Below are 18,368 nucleotides of genomic sequence, written 5' to 3'. Positions count from 1 at the left end.
CTCGGAAGACACCATGGCTCTCCTCCTGCACCGCATCGGCCGCTTCGCCTACCGTCGCGGCTGGCTCGTCATCGTCACCTGGGTGCTCGCGCTCGGCGCGTTCCTCGGCGCCGGCATCGGGCTCGGCGGCCAGCTCCAGGAATCGTTCGCGATCCCCGGCACCGAGTCCCAGTCGGCGATCGACCAGCTCGCCGCCGTCTTCCCGCAGACCGCGGGCGCCTCCGCCCGCGCCGTCGTCGAGGCGCCCGAGGGCGCCTCCGTCGAGGACGCGCCCTACCGCGACGCCATCGACGAGATGTCGAGCGAGCTGGCCGACATCGACGGCGTCGCGAGCGTGCTCGGCCCGTTCGACGAGTACGCCGGCGACCAGGTCTCCGACGACGAACGCACCGCCATCATCCAGGTGCAGTTCGACGGGCCGAGCACCGACGTCACACAGGAGCAGCTCGACGCGGTCACCGCCACCAAGGCGCTCGCGAGCGACGCCGGCATGGAGGTGGCCTTCGGCGGCGAGGTGTTCCAGGACACCAGCTTCGGCCTCACCGTCACCGAGGCGCTCGGCGTGCTCTTCGCGGGCGTCGTGCTCTTCATCACCTTCGGCTCGCTGCTCTCGGCGGGCATGCCGCTGCTCACCGCCCTCGTCGGCGTCGGCCTCGCCTTCGGCGGCATCTCGATCGTCGCCGCGATCACGCCGGTCTCCAGCACGGCGCCCATGCTCGCGGTCATGATCGGCCTCGCCGTCGGCATCGACTACGCGCTGTTCATCCTGTCGAGGCATCGAACCCAGCTCGCCCGCGGTCAGGATCCGGAGGAGAGCGCCGCCGAGGCGGTCGCGACCGCAGGCGGCGCCGTCGTCTTCGCCGGCCTCACGGTGATCATCGCCCTGCTCGGGCTGCTCGTCGTCGGCATCCCCTTCCTCAGCGTCATGGGCGTCGGGGCGGCGTTCGCGGTGCTCATCGCGGTCATCGGCGCGGTGACCCTGCTGCCGGCCCTCCTCGGCGTGCTCGGCACCAAGCTCGTGCCGAAGCCCGGCAGCCGTGCGCACCGGCGCGCCAACGCCGACGACGACGGCGGCAAGAAGCCCCTCGGCCGGCGCTGGGTCGACACCGTGCTCAAGGCGCCGATCGCCTTCGTCGTCGTGATCGTCGGACTCCTCGGCGCGGCCTCCGTGCCGGCGCTGAGCCTCGACCTGAACCTGCCGAGCGCGGCCACCGATCCCGTCGGCTCCAGCTCGCGCGAAGCGTACGACCTCATCTCCGACGGCTTCGGCCCCGGCTACAACGGGCCGCTCATCGTCACGGTCGACATCACCCAGACGACCGACATCTTCGACGACCTCGACGCCATCGGCGCCCGCATCGGCGCCCTCGACGACGTCGCCTACGTCGGCGACGGCCTGCCCAACCCGACCGTCGACACCGCGATCATCCAGGTGATCCCGGAGAGCGCGCCCGACGACCCCGCGACGAAGGCGCTCGTGGAGTCGATCCGCGAGCTCGAACCCGGCATCCAGGCCGACTTCGGCACGCCGATCGCCGTCACCGGCTACACGGCGGTCTCGATCGACATCTCGCAGCGGCTCAGCGACGCCCTCGTGCCCTTCGCGCTCATCGTCGTCGGCCTGTCGATCGTGCTGCTGCTGATCGTGTTCCGCTCGGTGTTCGTGCCGGTGAAGGCCGCGCTCGGCTTCCTGCTCTCCGCGTTCGGCGCGATCGGCGTCACGGTCGCGGTGTTCCAGTGGGGCTGGTTCGCGGATCTCCTGCACATCGAGCCGGGGCCGATCCTGAGCTTCCTGCCGATCCTCTTGATGGCGGTGCTGTTCGGGCTCGCGATGGACTACGAGGTGTTCCTCGTCTCCGGCATGCGCGAGGAGTTCGTGCGCTCGAAGCAGCAGACGCCGGGCGGCCGTCCGCGCGAGGCGATCGTGCACGGCTTCCAGCACGCGGCCCGCGTCGTCACCGCCGCCGCGCTCATCATGTTCTTCGTCTTCTTCGCGTTCGTTCCCGAGGGGTCGGGCCCGATCAAGGGCATCGCCTTCGCGCTCGCGATCGGCGTCGCGTTCGACGCCTTCCTCGTGCGGATGACGCTCGTCCCCGCCGCGATGGCGCTCGCCGGGCGCGGAGCCTGGTGGCTGCCGAAGTGGCTCGGGCGTCTGCTGCCCGACGTCGACATCGAGGGCGAGGGTCTGCGCGCCCACCTCGACCAGGAGGCGTGGGCGAAGGCGCGGCCCGCGGCCGTGCTCGCGGAGGGGGCCCTGTTCGGCCTGCCCGAGCGCACGATCGGGCCGGTCGACGTGGAGGTGCCCGAACACGGGGCGCTGCTCGTCCGCGGGCCCGCGGTCGATCGTCGCGTCGTCGTCGCGACCCTCGCCGCCCGGCTCGCCCCCGTTGACGGCCGACTGGCCGTCCTCGGCCGGCCGCTGCCCGGCTCCGGCGGCGAAGTGCTTCGCAGCGTCGCGATCGCGGAGCTCTCCGCCGACCAGGCCCTCGACGGCGGCACCGTGGGCGAGCTGATCGCCCGCCGACTCGACGCCACCCGGCCCTGGTACCGGCTCGCGCCGGCCTCGCAGGCCGCCTCGGAGTGGGCGCGCAAGGCGGCGCTCGCGATCGGCGAGCGCTTCGACGCCGACACCCCGCTCGAATCGCTCGGCGCCGTCGCCCGTGCGGTGGTCGCGACCGCCGCGGCGCTCGCCGAACGGCCGAGCGCGGTCGCGATCGATCTCGACGAGGCGCCCGGCGCGGCCACGACCGAGCTCTGGGACGCGCTCGCCGTCCTGGTCCCCGCCGACGTGGCGCTCATCGTCGGCATCGGCCGCTCCGCCCAGGGGCCGGCCGCCGGCAGTCTCTTCGCCGCCCGCGGCGTCGAGACCGTCGACCTCGCGGCCCTGCCGGCCGCGCCCGAATCCCGTGTTTCCCCCGACCACCAGGAGGCCCTGCGATGAGCGGCCGACTCTCCCGACTCTTCGGCACCACTCCGGCCCAGCGCCGGCTCCGCTACGGGGTGCTGCTCGCGGCCGTCGTGGCCGTCCCGCTCGCCGTCGCGGGCCTCGTGTCCGGCGCGGTGGCGGGCGGCAACGAGCAGCTCGAGCAGATCCCGGCGATCGTCGTGAACGACGACGAGATGGTCACGACCACCGACGCCGACGGCGCCGAGCAGCAGGTGCTCGCCGGCCGCCTGCTCGTCACCGAGCTCACCGGCGGGGAGGCGAGCGGCTTCGACTGGACCATCTCGAACGACGAGGAGGCCGCGAAGAAGCTCGCCGACGGCGAGGCCTACGCGGTGCTCACCATCCCGTCCGACTTCTCCGCCTCGGTCACCTCGCTCTCGGGTTCGAACCCGACGAAGGCGAACCTCGAGATCCGCACCGACGACGCGCACTCCTACCTCGCCGGGTCGGTCGTGCAGTCCGTCGGCGACGCGATGACCGCCGCCTTCGGGCGCACGCTCACGCAGCAGTACCTCGAGGGGCTGTACGCCGGGCTCGCCGACTTCGGCGGCTCGCTCGACCAGGCCGCCGACGGCGCCTCCTCCCTCGCCTCCGGCGCGGGCTCGCTCTCGACGGGCGTCGGCCAGCTCTCCACGGGCGTCGCGTCGGCCGCGTCGGGCGCCTCGGATGCCGCGAGTGGAGCCTCGGAGTACGCCGACGGCGTGCGGCAGTACACCGATGGGGTGAGCCAGTACACCGGTGGCGTCGATGGCATCGCGGGTGGACTCGGTGAGCTCGCGTCGCAGACGACCGGACTCGGACAGCTCGGCAGCGGCGTGGGCGGGTATGTCGGTGCGGTCGACACGTACTCGGCGCAGCTCGCCGACGTGACCGCGCGGATTCTGGCGAACACCGACCCGTCCGCGATCCCCGAGCTCTACACCGAACTGGCCACGGTCAGCGGCACCATGAGCGCCGTCGCCGAGCAGGGCCAGCCGCTCGCGGCCGGGACGGCCGGGCTCGGCGCGCTCGAGAGTGGAATCGCGCAGGCGGCGGGCGGAGCCCAGCAGCTCGCGGCGAATTCCGCCGGCATCCGCGACGGTGGCGTGCAGCTCGCCGACGGCGCGTCGAGCCTCGCCTCGGGCGTCGGAGAGCTCGCTGGCGGCCTCGACCAGCTGTCGAGCGGCGCCTCGAGCGCGGCGACGGGCGCGGGCGAGCTGGCGAGCGGCGCCAAGCAGTTCGCGAGCGGCCTCGCGGACGGCGCCGAGCAGGCGGGCGCCCTCACCGACGTCAACGGCGAGGAGATGGCCGACGTCGTCTCGCAGCCCGTCACGGTCGACACGGCGCGCGACCACGAGATCGCCTCGACCGGTGAGGCCGTCGGCATGTGGTTCGCCCCGATCGGCCTCTGGGTCGGCGCGCTCGCGATGTTCCTCGTGTTCCGGCCCTTCGGTCGTGAGGCGCTGCGGAGCACCGCCTCGACCGGCGGGCTGGTCTGGCGGGCGCTCGCCCGGGCCGGACTCGTCGCACTCGGCCAGGCGGTCGCCGTCGTGGGGCTGCTGCACCTGGCCCTCGGCGTCTCGTGGTCGCTGCTGCCGCAGACGCTGGCGTTCTCGGCGCTCACGGCGCTCGCCTTCACGGCGGTGCACGCCTGGTTGATGACCTGGCTCGGCCGGGGCGGCATGATCATCTCGCTGATCCTCGTCGCCCTGCAGCTCACGACCACCGGCCTCGTGCCGATCGAGGCGTTGAGCGGCCCCTACCAGGCGATCAGTCCCTTCCTGCCGCTCACCTGGGCGGTGCAGGGCATGCAGCTCATCGTCTCGGGCGCCGGGGGAGCCGGGGTCGCCGGGGCCGCGGGCGTGCTCGCGCTGTTCGCCCTGATCGGGGTGCTCGGCACGGCGATCGTGGTCGGGCGCCGCCGAGGCATCCGCTCGATCGGCTTCGCCTCCGCCGCCCTCGGCTGAGCCTGTTGGTTCCCTGAGCCTGTCGAAGGGAATCGGCATCCCTTCGACAGGCTCAGGGAACCATTTCTTCGGCGGGCTCCCTTCGACCAGCTCAGGGGGCCATCCCTTCGACACGCTCAGGGAACCATCCCTTCGACCAGCTCAGGGAGCCATCCCTTCGACACGCTCAGGGAACCGGCGGCCGAGCGCAAGCCCCCGTGGGCGACGACGGGCGGCTGTTAGCCTGGGCGGGAGCCCGAGGAGGGATCTCCATCACCATGCCGGACGCCCAGACGCCCACCACCACCCGCGGTGTTCGCGCCGCCTACGAGATGATCGTCGTGTCGAACCGCTTGCCGGTCGACTACGTCGAATCCGCCGACGGCACCCCCGGCTGGCGCAGCTCGCCCGGCGGACTCGTCACCGCCCTCGAGCCGGTCATGCGCGCGGAGGACGGGGCGTGGATCGGGTGGGCCGGCGTCGCCGACCGCGAGTTCGAGCCCTTCGCCCACGACGGCATCGAGATCATCCCCGTGCCCCTCACCGCCGACGAGCTCGAGGACTACTACGAGGGCTTCTCGAACGACACCCTCTGGCCGCTCTACCACGACGTCATCGCCCCGCCCTCCTTCCACCGCGAGTGGTGGGAGGCGTACGTGCGCGTCAACCGCCGCTTCGCCGACGCCGCCATCGACGCGGCCGCCGAGGGGGCGGTCGTCTGGGTGCACGACTACCAGCTGCAACTCGTCCCGAAGATGCTCCGCGAGGCGCGCCCCGACCTCGTCATCGGCTTCTTCAACCACATTCCGTTCCCCGCATACGGCATCTACTCGCAGCTGCCGTGGCGGCGCCAGGTCATCGAGGGGCTGCTCGGCGCCGACGTCGTCGGCTTCCAGCGGGCGGCGGATGCGGGCAACTTCTCGCGTGCGGTGCGCCGGCTCTTCGGCTACGCCACGCGCGGGTCGATCATCGAGGTGCCCGAGGAGGACGGCGAGCTGCGTCGCGTCGTGGCACGGCACTTCCCGATCTCGATCGACGCCGCGGGCTTCGAGGAGATCGCCCGGCGGCCCGAGGTGCAGGATCGCGCCGCCGAGATCCGCCGCAACCTCGGCGACCCCGAGACGATCATGCTCGGCGTCGACCGCCTCGACTACACGAAGGGCATCCGGCATCGGATGAAGGCCTTCGGCGAACTGCTGCGCGACGGCCGCCTCTCGGTCGAGGACGCCACGCTCGTGCAGGTGGCGAGCCCCTCCCGCGAACGCGTCGAGACCTACCGCCAGCTGCGCGACGAGATCGAGCTCACGGTGGGCCGGCTGAACGGCGATCACGGCGAGCTCGGGCATCCCGCCATCTCCTACCTGCACCACGGCTATCCGCGCGAAGAGATGGTGGCCCTCTACCTCGCGGCCGACGTGATGCTCGTCACCGCGCTCCGCGACGGCATGAACCTCGTCGCCAAGGAGTACGTGGCCTGTCGCTTCGACGACGACGGCGTCCTGCTGCTCAGCGAGTTCACCGGGGCATCCGACGAGCTGCGCCAGGCGGTGCTCGTGAACCCGCACGACATCGAGGGCCTGAAGGACGCGATGATCGCCGCCGTCGAGATGCCGAAGGCGGAGCGCGCCAGGCGGATGCGGGCGCTCCGGCGCCGGGTGCAGTCGAACGACGTGGCGAACTGGTCGGCAACGTTCCTTGAGGCGCTCACCGGCGCGGGCAAGATTCCCGCGGGGGTCTCCGACTCCCTCTCCGCCGCGGTCTCCCGGCTCGCCGGAACCGAGCGGCTGCTCGTGGCCCTCGACTTCGACGGCACGCTCGCCCCGCTCGTCGACCGCCCGGAGGACGCGCGGGCGACGACCCGGGCCCGCGCGGCCGTCGAACGGCTGATCGCGAGCGATGACACCCGCGTCGCGTTCGTGTCCGGCCGCTCGCTCGAGAGCCTGCGCGAGGTCGCCGACCCGCCGGAGGGCGTGCTGCTGAGCGGCTCGCACGGCGTCGAGCTGCAGCTCGACGACGGCGGCGTCACGATCGAGCTTCGGGACGTCGAGCACGCGCGCCTCGCCCGGCTCACCGAACTGCTGGAGGATGCCGCGTCCGAGGCCGACGGCGCCTGGGTGGAGCACAAGCCGGCGGGGCTCGCGCTGCACACGCGGCGCCTGCCGGTGACGGTCGGGGCGGCGCTGCAGCACTCGGCGCGCGAGCGCATCGAGGACGAGCTGCCCGGCATCACCGTGCGCAGCGGCAAGGCCGTCATCGAGTTCGCCGTGCGCTCGAGCGACAAGGGCGAATCGCTCACCCGGGTGCGGCAGTACCTCGGCTCGACGGCGGTGCTCTACGTCGGCGACGACGTCACCGACGAGGACGCCTTCGCGGTGCTCGACGTCGACGACGTCGGTGTGAAGGTCGGGCAGGGCAAGTCGCTCGCCGGCCATCGCGTGCGCGGCACGGAGGACGTCGCGCTGCTGCTCGAGGCCCTCGCGGATGCCCGGGAGGCGGCGCGCGAACACACCTCGCGGTAGCCATAGACTCGATGCATGTCGGAGTTCGATCCCAAACCGCGTAGCCGCACCGTCACCGACGGCATCGAAGCCATGACCAGCCGGGGCATGCTCCGGGCCGTGGGCATGGGGGATGCCGATTGGGACAAGCCCCAGATCGGCATCGCGAGCTCCTGGAACGAGATCACCCCCTGCAACCTCTCGCTGAGCCGCCTCGCGCAGGCCGCGAAGGAGGGCGTGCACTCCGGCGGCGGCTACCCGCTGCAGTTCGGCACCGTCTCGGTCTCCGACGGCATCTCCATGGGCCACGAGGGCATGCACTTCTCGCTCGTCTCGCGCGAGGTCATCGCCGACTCGGTCGAGGTCGTCATGGAGGCCGAGCGCCTCGACGGCTCCGTGCTGCTCGCCGGCTGCGACAAGTCGATCCCGGGCATGCTGATGGCGGCCGCCCGGCTCGACCTCTCCTCGGTCTTCCTCTACGCCGGCTCGATCGCGCCCGGCTGGGTGCGCCTGTCCGACGGCACCGAGAAGGACATCACGATCATCGACTCCTTCGAGGCGGTCGGCGCGGTGAAGGCCGGCACGATGAGCGCCGCCGACGCGAAGCGCATCGAGTGCGCCTTCGCCCCGGGCGAGGGCGCCTGCGGCGGCATGTACACCGCGAACACCATGGCCTCGGTCGCCGAGGCGCTCGGCCTCTCGCTGCCGGGCTCGGCGTCGCCGGCCTCCGCCGACCGTCGCCGCGACTACTACGCGCACCGCTCCGGCGAGGCCGTCGTCAACCTGCTGAAGCACGGCATCACCGCGCGCCAGATCCTCACCAAGAAGGCGTTCGAGAACGCGATCGCCGTGGGCATGGCGCTCGGCGGCTCGACCAACATCGTGCTGCACCTGCTCGCGATCGCCCGCGAGGCCGAGGTCGACCTCACCCTCGAGGACTTCAACCGCATCGGCTCGAAGGTGCCGCACATCGGCGACCTCAAGCCCTTCGGCAAGTACGTCATGAACGACGTCGACCGCCGCGGCGGCGTGCCCGTGCTGATGAAGGCCCTGCTCGACGCGGGCCTGCTGCACGGCGACGTGCTCACCGTCACCGGCAAGACCATGGCCGAGAACCTCGCCGAGATGGACCTGCCGCCGCTCGACGGCGAGGTGCTGCACACCCTCGACGACCCGATCCACGAGACCGGCGGGCTCACCATCCTGCACGGCAGCCTGGCCCCCGAGGGCGCGGTCGTGAAGACGGCGGGCTTCGACGCGGCCGTCTTCGAGGGCCCTGCGCGTGTGTTCGAGCGCGAGCGCGGCGCGATGGACGCCCTCACCAACGGCGAGATCAAGCACGGCGACGTGGTCGTCATCCGCTACGAGGGCCCCAAGGGCGGCCCCGGCATGCGCGAGATGCTCGCCATCACCGCGGCCATCAAGGGCGCGGGGCTCGGCAAAGATGTACTACTCTTGACGGACGGTCGATTCTCAGGCGGCACAACCGGCCTGTGCATCGGCCATCTGGCACCCGAAGCAGTCGACGCAGGTCCGATTGCCTTGGTGCGCGATGGTGATCTGATTCGGGTCGATATCGCGGCCCGGTCCATCGACCTACTGGTCGACGAGGCCGAGCTGGCTGCCCGCCGTGAAGGCTGGGCGCCGCTTCCTCCGCGCTACACCCGAGGCGTTCTCGCGAAGTACTCCAAGCTCGTGCGCTCCGCTGCCGAAGGCGCGACCACTGGCTGAGTGCTGCGCTCCTTCGCACACCCGTTCACCCAGATAGGAATCGCATGCCCACGGAATCCCACCCCGTGCCGTCGCCTGCCCCAGCATCGCCAGGTGCGTCCGAGATCATCACGGGCGCCGAGGCGGTCGTCCGCTCGCTGGAGAATCTCGGCATCACCGACGTGTTCGGTCTGCCCGGCGGCGCCATCCTCCCCGTCTACGACCCGCTGTTCGAGAGCCGCAAGCTCCGGCACATCCTCGTCCGGCACGAGCAGGGCGCCGGTCACGCCGCCCAGGGCTACGCGTCCTCGTCCGGCAAGCTCGGCGTCGCGATCGCGACCTCGGGCCCCGGCGCGACGAACCTCGTGACGGCCATCGCCGACGCCCACATGGACTCGGTGCCGCTGCTCGCGATCACCGGTCAGGTCTTCTCCAACCTGATGGGCACCGACGCGTTCCAGGAGGCCGACATCGTCGGCATCACCATGCCGATCACGAAGCACTCCTTCCTCGTGAAGCGCGCCGAGGAGATCCCGGCCACGATCGCGGCGGCGTACCACATCGCCACGACCGGCCGCCCGGGCCCCGTGCTCGTCGACATCACGAAGGACGCGCAGCAGAACACCTTCGCGTTCCGCTGGCCGCCGAAGGTCGACCTGCCGGGCTACCGGCCGATCACCAAGGCGCACGGCAAGCAGGTGCTCGCGGCCGCCCAGCTCATCGCCGAGGCCGAGCGCCCCGTGCTGTACGTCGGCGGCGGAGTCATCCGCTCCGGCGCCTCCGCCGAACTCCTCGAGCTCGCCGAGGCGACGAAGACGCCCGTGGTGACCACCCTGATGGCCCGCGGCGCGTTCCCCGACTCGCACCCGCAGCACCTCGGCATGCCGGGCATGCACGGCACGGTGCCCGCGGTGCTCGCGCTGCAGGAGTCCGACCTCATCGTCTCGCTCGGCGCGCGCTTCGACGACCGGGTCACCGGCAAGGCGGCGCTCTTCGCCCCGAACGCGAAGGTCGTGCACGTCGACATCGACCCGGCCGAGATCTCGAAGATCCGCACGGCCGACGTGCCCATCGTGGGCGATCTGAAGGAGGTGCTCGTCGACCTGCTCGCGGCCTACCGCGACGTGTCCGCGCGCGGCACCGCCGACACCGCCGAGTGGTGGGCGACGCTCGAGGGGCTCCGCAACGAGTACCCGCTCGGCTTCGCGCCGACCTCCGACGGGCTGCTCTCGCCCCAGCACGTGATCCAGCGCATCGGTGAGCTGACCGGTCCCGAGGCGGTCTACGCCGCGGGCGTCGGCCAGCACCAGATGTGGGCGGCGCAGTTCATCAAGTACGAGCGTCCGAACGCCTGGCTGAACTCGGGCGGCGCGGGCACGATGGGCTACGCGGTGCCGGCGGCGATGGGGGCGAAGGTCGCCCAGCCCGACCGGCACGTGTGGGCGATCGACGGCGACGGCTGCTTCCAGATGACGAATCAGGAGCTCGCCACGTGCACCCTGAACGACATCCCGATCAAGGTCGCCATCATCAACAACTCCTCGCTGGGCATGGTGCGCCAGTGGCAGACGCTCTTCTACGACGGCCGCTACTCGAACACCGACCTGAACACCGGACACGACTCCGTGCGGGTGCCCGACTTCGTGAAGCTCGCCGAGGCGTACGGCGCCCTCGGCATCCGCGTCACGAAGGAAGAGGAGGTCGACGAGGCGATCAAGCTCGCGCTCGAGACGAACGACCGCCCGGTCGTCATCGACTTCGTCGTCTCCGCCGACGCCATGGTGTGGCCGATGGTGCCGCAGGGCGTCTCGAACAGCTACATCCAGTACGCCCGCGATCACTCGCCGGCCTTCAGCGAGGAGGACTGACCATGTCGACCCACGTGCTCTCCCTCCTCGTCGAGGACAAGCCCGGTCTGCTGACCCGGGTCGCCGGGCTGTTCGCCCGTCGCGGCTTCAACATCGAGTCCCTCGCGGTGGGCCACTCCGAGATCGACGGGCTGTCCCGGATCACGGTCGTGGTCGACGTCGAGGAGCTGCCGCTGGAGCAGGTCACGAAGCAGCTGAACAAGCTGATCAACGTGATCAAGATCGTTGAGCTCGACCCCGCCCAGTCGGTGCAGCGCGAGCACCTGCTGATCAAGGTGCGCGTCGACAACACGACCCGCTCGCAGGTGCTCGAAGCGGTGAACCTCTTCCGCGCCCGCGTGGTCGACGTGTCGACCGACGCCCTCGTGATCGAGGTCACCGGCGACTCGGGCAAGACCCAGGCGCTGCTCAAGGTGCTCGAGCCCTACGGCATCAAGGAGATCGCCCAGTCGGGTCTCCTCGCGATCGGCCGCGGCGGCAAGTCCATCACCGAACGCGTCTTCAAGAACTAAGTACTCGGCTCCCCGAGCTCGTCGAGGGGAGCGTCGACCCCGTGGTCCCCTCGACAGGCTCAGGGGACCGGATCAAAGGAAAAGGAACAGCAATGGCTGAGATGTACTACGACCAGGACGCCGATCTCTCGATCGTCCAGGGCAAGAAGGTCGCCGTCATCGGCTACGGCTCGCAGGGGCACGCGCACGCGCAGAACCTCCGCGACTCGGGCGTCGAGGTCGTCATCGGCCTGAAGGACGGCTCGAAGTCGATCGCCAAGGCGCAGGAGGCGGGCTTCGAGGTGAAGAACGTCGCCGACGCCGCCGCGTGGGCCGACGTCATCGTCATCCTCGCGCCGGACCAGTACCAGCGCCACATCTACGCCGAGTCGGTGAAGGACAACCTGAAGGAGGGCGACGCGCTCGTCTTCGGCCACGGCTTCAACATCCGCTTCGGCTACATCGAGGCGCCCGAGGGCGTCGACGTCATCCTCGTCGCCCCGAAGGCCCCGGGCCACACCGTGCGTCGCGAGTTCGTCGCCGGCCGCGGCATCCCGGACATCATCGCGGTCGAGCAGGACGCGACCGGCACCGCCTGGGACCTCGCGAAGTCGTACGCCAAGGCGATCGGCGGCACCCGTGCCGGCGTCATCAAGACGACCTTCACCGAAGAGACCGAGACCGACCTGTTCGGCGAGCAGGCCGTGCTCTGCGGCGGCACCTCGCAGCTCGTGCAGTACGGCTTCGAGACCCTCGTCGAGGCCGGCTACCAGCCGGAGATCGCCTACTTCGAGGTGCTCCACGAGCTGAAGCTCATCGTCGACCTCATGTGGGAGGGCGGCATCGCCAAGCAGCGCTGGTCGGTCTCCGACACGGCCGAGTACGGCGACTACGTCTCCGGCCCGCGCGTCATCGACCCCTCGGTGAAGGAGCGCATGAAGGAGGTCCTCGGCGACATCCAGAGCGGTGCCTTCGCGACGCGCTTCATCGCCGACCAGGACAACGGCCAGAAGGAGTTCCTGGAGCTCCGCGCCAAGGGCGAGCAGCACCCGATCGAGACCACCGGTCGCGAGCTGCGCAAGCTCTTCGCCTGGAACTCCTCGGACGACGACGACTACGTCGACGGCGAGGTCGCGCGCTGATCAGGCGCTGAGCCTCGGGGGAGCGGCGCTCCCACGACCGCGAACGGCCCGTCCCGGTTCTCCGGGGCGGGCCGTTCCGCGTCGTCGGGAGCGCCGGTCGGCAGGGCGCGAGGGAGCGGTGGAACCGGCGGAACGGCTCCATCTCGAAACATCCGATGTTCCGTGACAGGATGGACGGCGATCGCGGATCGGAAGGACGAGATGACCCCGGATTGGTTCACCGAGGCCCGCTTCGGCCTCTTCGTGCACTTCGGCGCCTACAGCGTCGCGGCGCGGCACGAGTGGGTGCAGAACTACGAGCGGCTGAGCGACGAGGAGTACCGGGAGTACGTCGAGTTCTTCGACCCCGACCGCTTCGACGCACGCGAGCTCGCGCGCACGGCAAAGGCCGCGGGCGCCGGCTACGTCGTGCTCACGACGAAGCACCACGACGGCTTCGCGCTCTGGGACTCGCAGCTCAGCGAGTTCACGGCCATGCGCAGTTGCGGCCGCGACCTCGTGCGCGAGACGGTCGACGCGCTGCGCGAGGTCGGCCTCCGGGTCGGTCTCTACTACTCGCTCATCGACTGGCATCACCCCGACTTCACCGTCGACTGGAACCATCCGCGCCGCGACGACGCCCACGGCGCCGACCTCAACGAGGGCCGTGAGATGGCCCGCTACCGCGCGTTCCTGCACGGCCAGGTGGAGGAACTCCTCACCGGCTATGGTCCGATCGACTATCTGTTCTTCGACTTCACCTACCCGGAGACGAAGCAGGGCTGGGCGGGCAAGCGCGCCGAGGACTGGGATGCCGAGCGCCTGCTCGCCCGCTGCCGCGAACTGCAGCCGCAGATGCTCGTGAACGACCGGCTCGGCATCGACGGCGACTTCGTCACCCCGGAGCAGTACCAGCCGACGAGCCCGATCGTGCGCGACGGTCGGCCGGTGCGCTGGGAGGCCTGCCAGACGACGAACGGCTCGTGGGGCTACCACCGTGACAACGACGACTACAAGAGCACGCCGCTGCTGCTGCGCATGCTCGTCGACTCGGTCTCGATGGACGGCAACATGCTGCTGAACATCGGCCCGGACGGGCGGGGGGCCATCGCGCCGCGCGACCGCGAGATCCTCGACGGCATCGGCGAGTGGATGGCGCTGCACGAGCGCGCCGTCGTCGGCGCGGGGCATGCGGGGTTCACCCCGCCTCGGGAGGGGGTGTACACGCGGCGCGGCGACCGCCTCTACCTGCACCTGTTCACCTGGCCGCTCGGCTTCGTGCACCTGCCCGGGCTCGCCGGCCGCGTGCGGCACGCACGGCTGCTGCACGACGGCTCCTGGCTCAGGCGGAGCGTCACCGACCCCGGCCAGGAGGCGCTGCTCACCCAGCCCGCGGGGCAGGCCGACGGCACGCTGACGATCTCGCTGCCCGTGCGCCGGCCCGACGTCGTGATCCCGGTGATCGAACTCGTGCTCGACGAGAGCGACTGAGCGAGGCAGACCGACCTGGGCGAGGCATCCGATGTTTCCGCATTCAAACATCGGATGAAAGTTGGCAAATCGCCGGATCGAATGCCATGATTGTGCTCGCACCACCGGTGAACCGGAGCTGTGAGCACGGAAACACCGGATGAATACTGTTCACTGCCTAGGAGGCGACATTCAATGAAGAAGATCCACGTCGGCGCGGTCGCGGCCGCCGCCGCCGCGGCCCTCGTCATGACGGGCTGCAGCACCGGCGGGGGCGACGCGTCGTCCGACACCGTCGTCATCGACATGTGGGCCGGCAGCCAGTCCGACACGGACGCGCTGAACGCCCAGCTCGAGATCGCGCGCAAGCAGAACCCCGACCTCAAGATCGAACTGCGCACGGCACCGTGGGGCGACTTCTTCACGAAGCTCACCACCAACATGGCGTCCGGCAACATGGCGTGCGTCACCGGCATGAACTCGGGCATGCTCTCGAGCTACACCGACGGCTTCCGGGAGCTGAGCGACGCCGACCTGCAGGCCGCAGGGATCGACCTGGCCGACTTCTCGGCCGGCGCCGACGAGATCCTGAGCAACAAGGGCACCATGTACGGCGTCCCCTTCGACATCGCCACGATGCTCGTCTACTACAACGCCGACCTGCTCGACGCCGCGGGCGTCGCGCACCCCGAGGCCGGCTGGAGCTTCGACGACTTCGAGGCCACCGCCAAGGCGGCCACGAAGAACGGCAAGTACGGCTTCGCCGTGGGCATGGGCGACTTCCAGTGGCAGGCGCTGCCGATCGCGAAGGCCGGCCAGCAGCCCGTCGAGCAGGACGGCACCCTCGCCCTCACCGACCCGGCCTTCGTCGACGCGGCGAGCTGGTACTCGGGCCTCGTCACCGAGCAGAAGGTCGCGGCGCCCGTCGCGAGCGCCTCGGACACCGGCTGGGGCGAGAACCAGTACACCGGCCAGAACGCCGCGATGGCGGTCGACGGCACCTGGAACGCGGTCAGCTACCTGAACAACGACGCCGGCTTCACCGCGGGCATGACGACGCTCCCCAGCGGTGAGAACGGCTCGCTCGGCCTCATCCTCGGCTCGGGCTTCGGCATCGCGAAGAGCTGCAAGAACCCGGACGCCGCGCTCAAGGTGCTCGGCTCGATGCTGAGCCCCGAGGCGCAGGACTACATCGCCTCCTCCGGCCGCAGCTACCCGGCGCGCACCGCGTCGCAGCCGCTCTACTTCGAGTCGATCGACGAGCAGTTCCGCCCGGAGGTCGAGGAGGTCTTCACCAAGGCCTTCGAGCAGGTGCAGGGCCAGTACGTCAGCGACAACTGGTCGAAGGTCGGCACCTACATCCAGCCGCAGCTCGTGAGCGTCTACAACGGTCAGGAGACCATGGAGAGCGTGCTCGAGAGCGCGCAGCAGCAGTTCGGCGAGTAACAGGAACCCCCACGAGATGTCGACCTCCACGTACACGCCTCGCAGGGGGACGCTCGCCAGGACCGAGTCCCGTCAGGCGCTGGGCTTCGTCAGCCCGGCCCTGGCGGGCCTCGCCCTGTTCACGATCGTCCCCGTCGTCCTGTCCATCGTGATGGGCTTCTTCAACTGGCCCACCTTCGGTGACAAGGAGTTCGTGGGGTTCGACAACTACGTGCGTCTGTTCACGCAGAGCCCGGACTTCTGGCCGGCGCTGCGCAACACCTTCGTGTTCGCGCTGCTCTACGTGCCGATCAGCGTCATCCTCTCGCTCCTGCTCGCGCTGTCGCTCAGCTCCCGCATCCGCGGGCGCGGCGCGCTGCGGGTGCTGTTCTTCATCCCCGTCGTGACCCCGATGGTCGCGAACGTGCTCGTCTGGAAGATGCTCCTGCAGCCGCAGGGTCTGTTCAACGGGCTCGCGCAGAGCTGGTTCGGGGTGCAGCTGCCGAACTTCCTCGCCGACCCGCAGTGGGCGATGATCATGGTCGTCGTGATGAGCGTCTGGCAGGGCCTCGGCTACAACATGCTGATCTTCTCGGCGGCGCTCGAGCAGCTGCCCGAGTCGGTCGTCGAGGCGGCCAGGATCGACGGGGCGAAGGGCTTCCGGATGATCTGGAGCGTCATGCTGCCGATGATCTCGCCGTCGATCTTCTTCGCGAGCATCATGACGATGATCACCTCGCTGCAGGTCTTCGCCCAGCCGCAGCTGCTCACCGGCGGCGGGCCCGGCAACGCGACGCAGCCGCTCGTGCAGTTCATCTACAACCAGGGCTTCAAGTTCCAGGAGCTCGGGCTGGCCGCGGCGGCCGCGTGGATCCTCTTCGCCATCATCATCGTCCTGACCGCGCTGCAGTTCCGCGCGCAGAAGAAGTGGGTGCACTATGAGCACTGAGCTGATCTCCCCGGTGACCGCGATCGCCGACGCCGAGCACGACGCCGCGCCCATCGAGCCCGCCGAGCGCCGCGGGCGCGCCCCGCTCACCACCGGCGGGCGCATCCGCCTCGTCTTCGCGCACCTCGGCGTGTACCTCGCCGCCCTGATCTTCGTCTCCCCGCTCGTCTACGCCTTCTTCTCGGCGCTGAAGCCGAACTCGGAGATGTTCTCCATGCCGCCGACGCTCGTCGGCTCGGAACTGCGCTGGTCGAACTTCGCCGACGTGTTCGCGTACGGCCCGTTCCTCACCTACATCGGCAACTCCTTCTTCGTCGCGATCGCGGGCACCCTCGTCGTGCTCACCGTCTCGACGATGGCGGGCTACGCCTTCGGGCGGCTGCGCTGGAAGGGCCGCGACCTCGTCTTCGTGCTCTTCCTCGGCACCCTGATGGTGCCGCAGGAGGTGCTCGTCATCCCGATGTTCCAGGTCATGCAGTGGCTCGGCTGGGTCGACAGCTACCCGGCGCTGATCTTCCCGTTCGCGTTCACCGCGTTCGGCACCTTCCTCATGCGGCAGTTCTTCCGCGGCATCCCCTTCGAGCTCGAGGAGGCGGCCCGCGTCGACGGCGCAGGGCCCATCCGCTCGTTCCTGCAGATCATCCTGCCGCTCGCGAAGTCCGCGGTCGCCGTGCTCGCCGTCTTCACCTTCCTGTCCTTCTGGAACAGCTACCTGTGGCCGCTCATCGTCACGGTCGACTACGCCTCTCACGGCACGCTGCCGATCGGTCTCGCCTCGTTCTCGGGGCTGCAGGGCACCCGCTGGGACCTGCAGATGGCCGCGGCGATCATCTCCATGGTGCCGACGACCGTGCTCGTGATCGCCCTCCAGAAGCATCTGGTCAAGGGCATCGCGATGGCGGGGCTCGGCGGCCGCTGAGCCGCCGAGCCGGCCTCCGCGACGAGTCCGCCGACCGATCCCCAGACGAAGACGGGACACCCCATGCCTCGCACTCCACTCGCCGCCGGCATCGACATCGGCGGCACCAAGATCTCCGCGGTCCTCACCGACGATGGTGGCCGTCGCCTCGCGTTCGACCACGTCCCGGCGCCCGCCAGGGCGGGCGGGCCGGCGATGGCGGATGCCGCGGCCGCCCTCGTGCGCCGCCTCGAGGCCGAGGCCGGCGTCTCCGTCGGGCTCGCCGGGGTCGGCGCCGCGGGCGTCATCGACCAGCGCACCGGGACCGTCGTCGCCGCCTCCGCGACGTTCGCCGACTGGGCCGGCTTCCCGCTCGGCGCCGCCCTCGCCGAGCGGCTCGGCGTCCCCGTCGCAGTCGACAACGACGTGAACGCCTTCCTCGTGGGGGAGCTGCGCTGGGGCGCGGCCCACGGCCAGGCCGACGTGCTCGGCATCATGCTCGGCACCGGGGTCGGCGGTGCGATCGCGCTCGACGGCCGGCTGTTCGCCGGGCATCGCGGCGCAGCCGGTGAGATCGGGCACACGCCGGGCTACGGCGAGCTCGTCTGCACCTGCGGCCGGGTCGGGCACCTCGAGACCCTCGCCTCCGGCCGCTCGATCGAGGCGCGCTACGCGGAGCGCACCGGTGCCGGGGCGCCGACCGTCCGCGGCAGCGAGATCGCGGATCGCGCGCGTGCGGGCGAGCCCGAGGCCCTCGCCGTCTTCGAGGCCGCCGGGCGCGCGGTCGGCCTCGCCGCCTCCTCGGCCGCCAGCATGTTCGACCTGTCCTTCGTCGTCGTCGGCGGCGGGGTGCGTGCCGCCTGGGACGTGCTCGAGCCCGCCGTCCGCGCCGGGATCGACGGCAATCCGCCGGTCTCGGGCTTCCCGCTCGAAGTGCGCCCGGCCGAACTCGGCGCCGACGGCGTCGTGCTCGGCGCCGCCGCGCTCGCCTACTCCGACGCGCCGCACGCGATCCCCGCCGGTGCCTCCGCCCCGACCGCCCTCGTCGCCCACTGAGAGGACCGAC

The 18,368-nt window shown here is 70.7% G+C and carries 12 protein-coding genes; all 12 read left to right on the top strand.

The annotated features are described in order from the left end of the window. Positions 1-13 precede the first annotated feature (13 nt). Positions 14-2,941 carry an MMPL family transporter gene (locus tag ACFWE1_RS02040; RefSeq protein ID WP_376931884.1) on the top strand — a complete coding sequence of 976 codons (2,928 nt, stop codon included), beginning with the start codon at positions 14-16 and terminating at the stop codon, positions 2,939-2,941. Further along, complete coding sequence (locus ACFWE1_RS02035; protein ID WP_376931883.1) at positions 2,938-4,893, top strand: YhgE/Pip family protein; 1,956 nt, start codon at positions 2,938-2,940, stop codon at positions 4,891-4,893. Before ACFWE1_RS02040 ends, ACFWE1_RS02035 begins: the two co-directional genes overlap by 4 nt. Before the next feature lie 257 nt (positions 4,894-5,150). Further along, on the top strand, positions 5,151-7,391 hold the full coding sequence (locus ACFWE1_RS02030) for a bifunctional alpha,alpha-trehalose-phosphate synthase (UDP-forming)/trehalose-phosphatase (RefSeq protein ID WP_376931882.1): 2,241 nt from the start codon (positions 5,151-5,153) through the stop codon (positions 7,389-7,391). Positions 7,392-7,406: 15 nt separating this feature from the next. Continuing rightward, positions 7,407-9,101 (top strand): dihydroxy-acid dehydratase, encoded by a 1,695-nt coding sequence (gene ilvD / locus ACFWE1_RS02025; RefSeq protein ID WP_189084687.1) that lies wholly within the window; start codon positions 7,407-7,409, stop codon positions 9,099-9,101. Positions 9,102-9,145: 44 nt separating this feature from the next. Then, entirely contained in the window at positions 9,146-10,948 is a 1,803-nt protein-coding gene (locus tag ACFWE1_RS02020; RefSeq protein ID WP_376931881.1) for an acetolactate synthase large subunit, read from the top strand. A 2-nt stretch (positions 10,949-10,950) separates the two neighbouring features. Then, entirely contained in the window at positions 10,951-11,460 is a 510-nt protein-coding gene (gene ilvN, locus ACFWE1_RS02015; protein WP_189084689.1) for an acetolactate synthase small subunit, read from the top strand. Between the two features lie 92 nt (positions 11,461-11,552). After that, entirely contained in the window at positions 11,553-12,581 is a 1,029-nt protein-coding gene (gene ilvC / locus ACFWE1_RS02010) for a ketol-acid reductoisomerase (protein WP_230762973.1), read from the top strand. Positions 12,582-12,782: 201 nt separating this feature from the next. Continuing rightward, positions 12,783-14,051 carry an alpha-L-fucosidase gene (locus ACFWE1_RS02005; RefSeq protein ID WP_376931880.1) on the top strand — a complete coding sequence of 423 codons (1,269 nt, stop codon included), beginning with the start codon at positions 12,783-12,785 and terminating at the stop codon, positions 14,049-14,051. 174 nt (positions 14,052-14,225) lie between these two features. Further along, positions 14,226-15,476 carry an ABC transporter substrate-binding protein gene (locus ACFWE1_RS02000; RefSeq protein WP_376931879.1) on the top strand — a complete coding sequence of 417 codons (1,251 nt, stop codon included), beginning with the start codon at positions 14,226-14,228 and terminating at the stop codon, positions 15,474-15,476. A gap of 16 nt (positions 15,477-15,492) precedes the next feature. Continuing rightward, entirely contained in the window at positions 15,493-16,404 is a 912-nt protein-coding gene (locus tag ACFWE1_RS01995; RefSeq protein WP_376931878.1) for a carbohydrate ABC transporter permease, read from the top strand. Further along, positions 16,394-17,323: a carbohydrate ABC transporter permease gene (locus ACFWE1_RS01990; protein ID WP_376931877.1), complete on the top strand. Its 930-nt coding sequence runs from the start codon at positions 16,394-16,396 to the stop codon at positions 17,321-17,323. The genes ACFWE1_RS01995 and ACFWE1_RS01990 overlap by 11 nt, the downstream gene beginning before the upstream one ends. Positions 17,324-17,386: 63 nt before the next feature. Beyond that, entirely contained in the window at positions 17,387-18,358 is a 972-nt protein-coding gene (locus ACFWE1_RS01985) for an ROK family protein (protein ID WP_376931876.1), read from the top strand. Positions 18,359-18,368 lie beyond the last annotated feature (10 nt).

Origin of the sequence: Agromyces sp. NPDC060279 (assembly GCF_042726785.1) — a bacterium.
Lineage (GTDB): Bacteria > Actinomycetota > Actinomycetes > Actinomycetales > Microbacteriaceae > Agromyces.
Note: the sequence above shows the minus strand (reverse complement) of the source record. Positions and strands in the feature narration are given on the sequence as shown.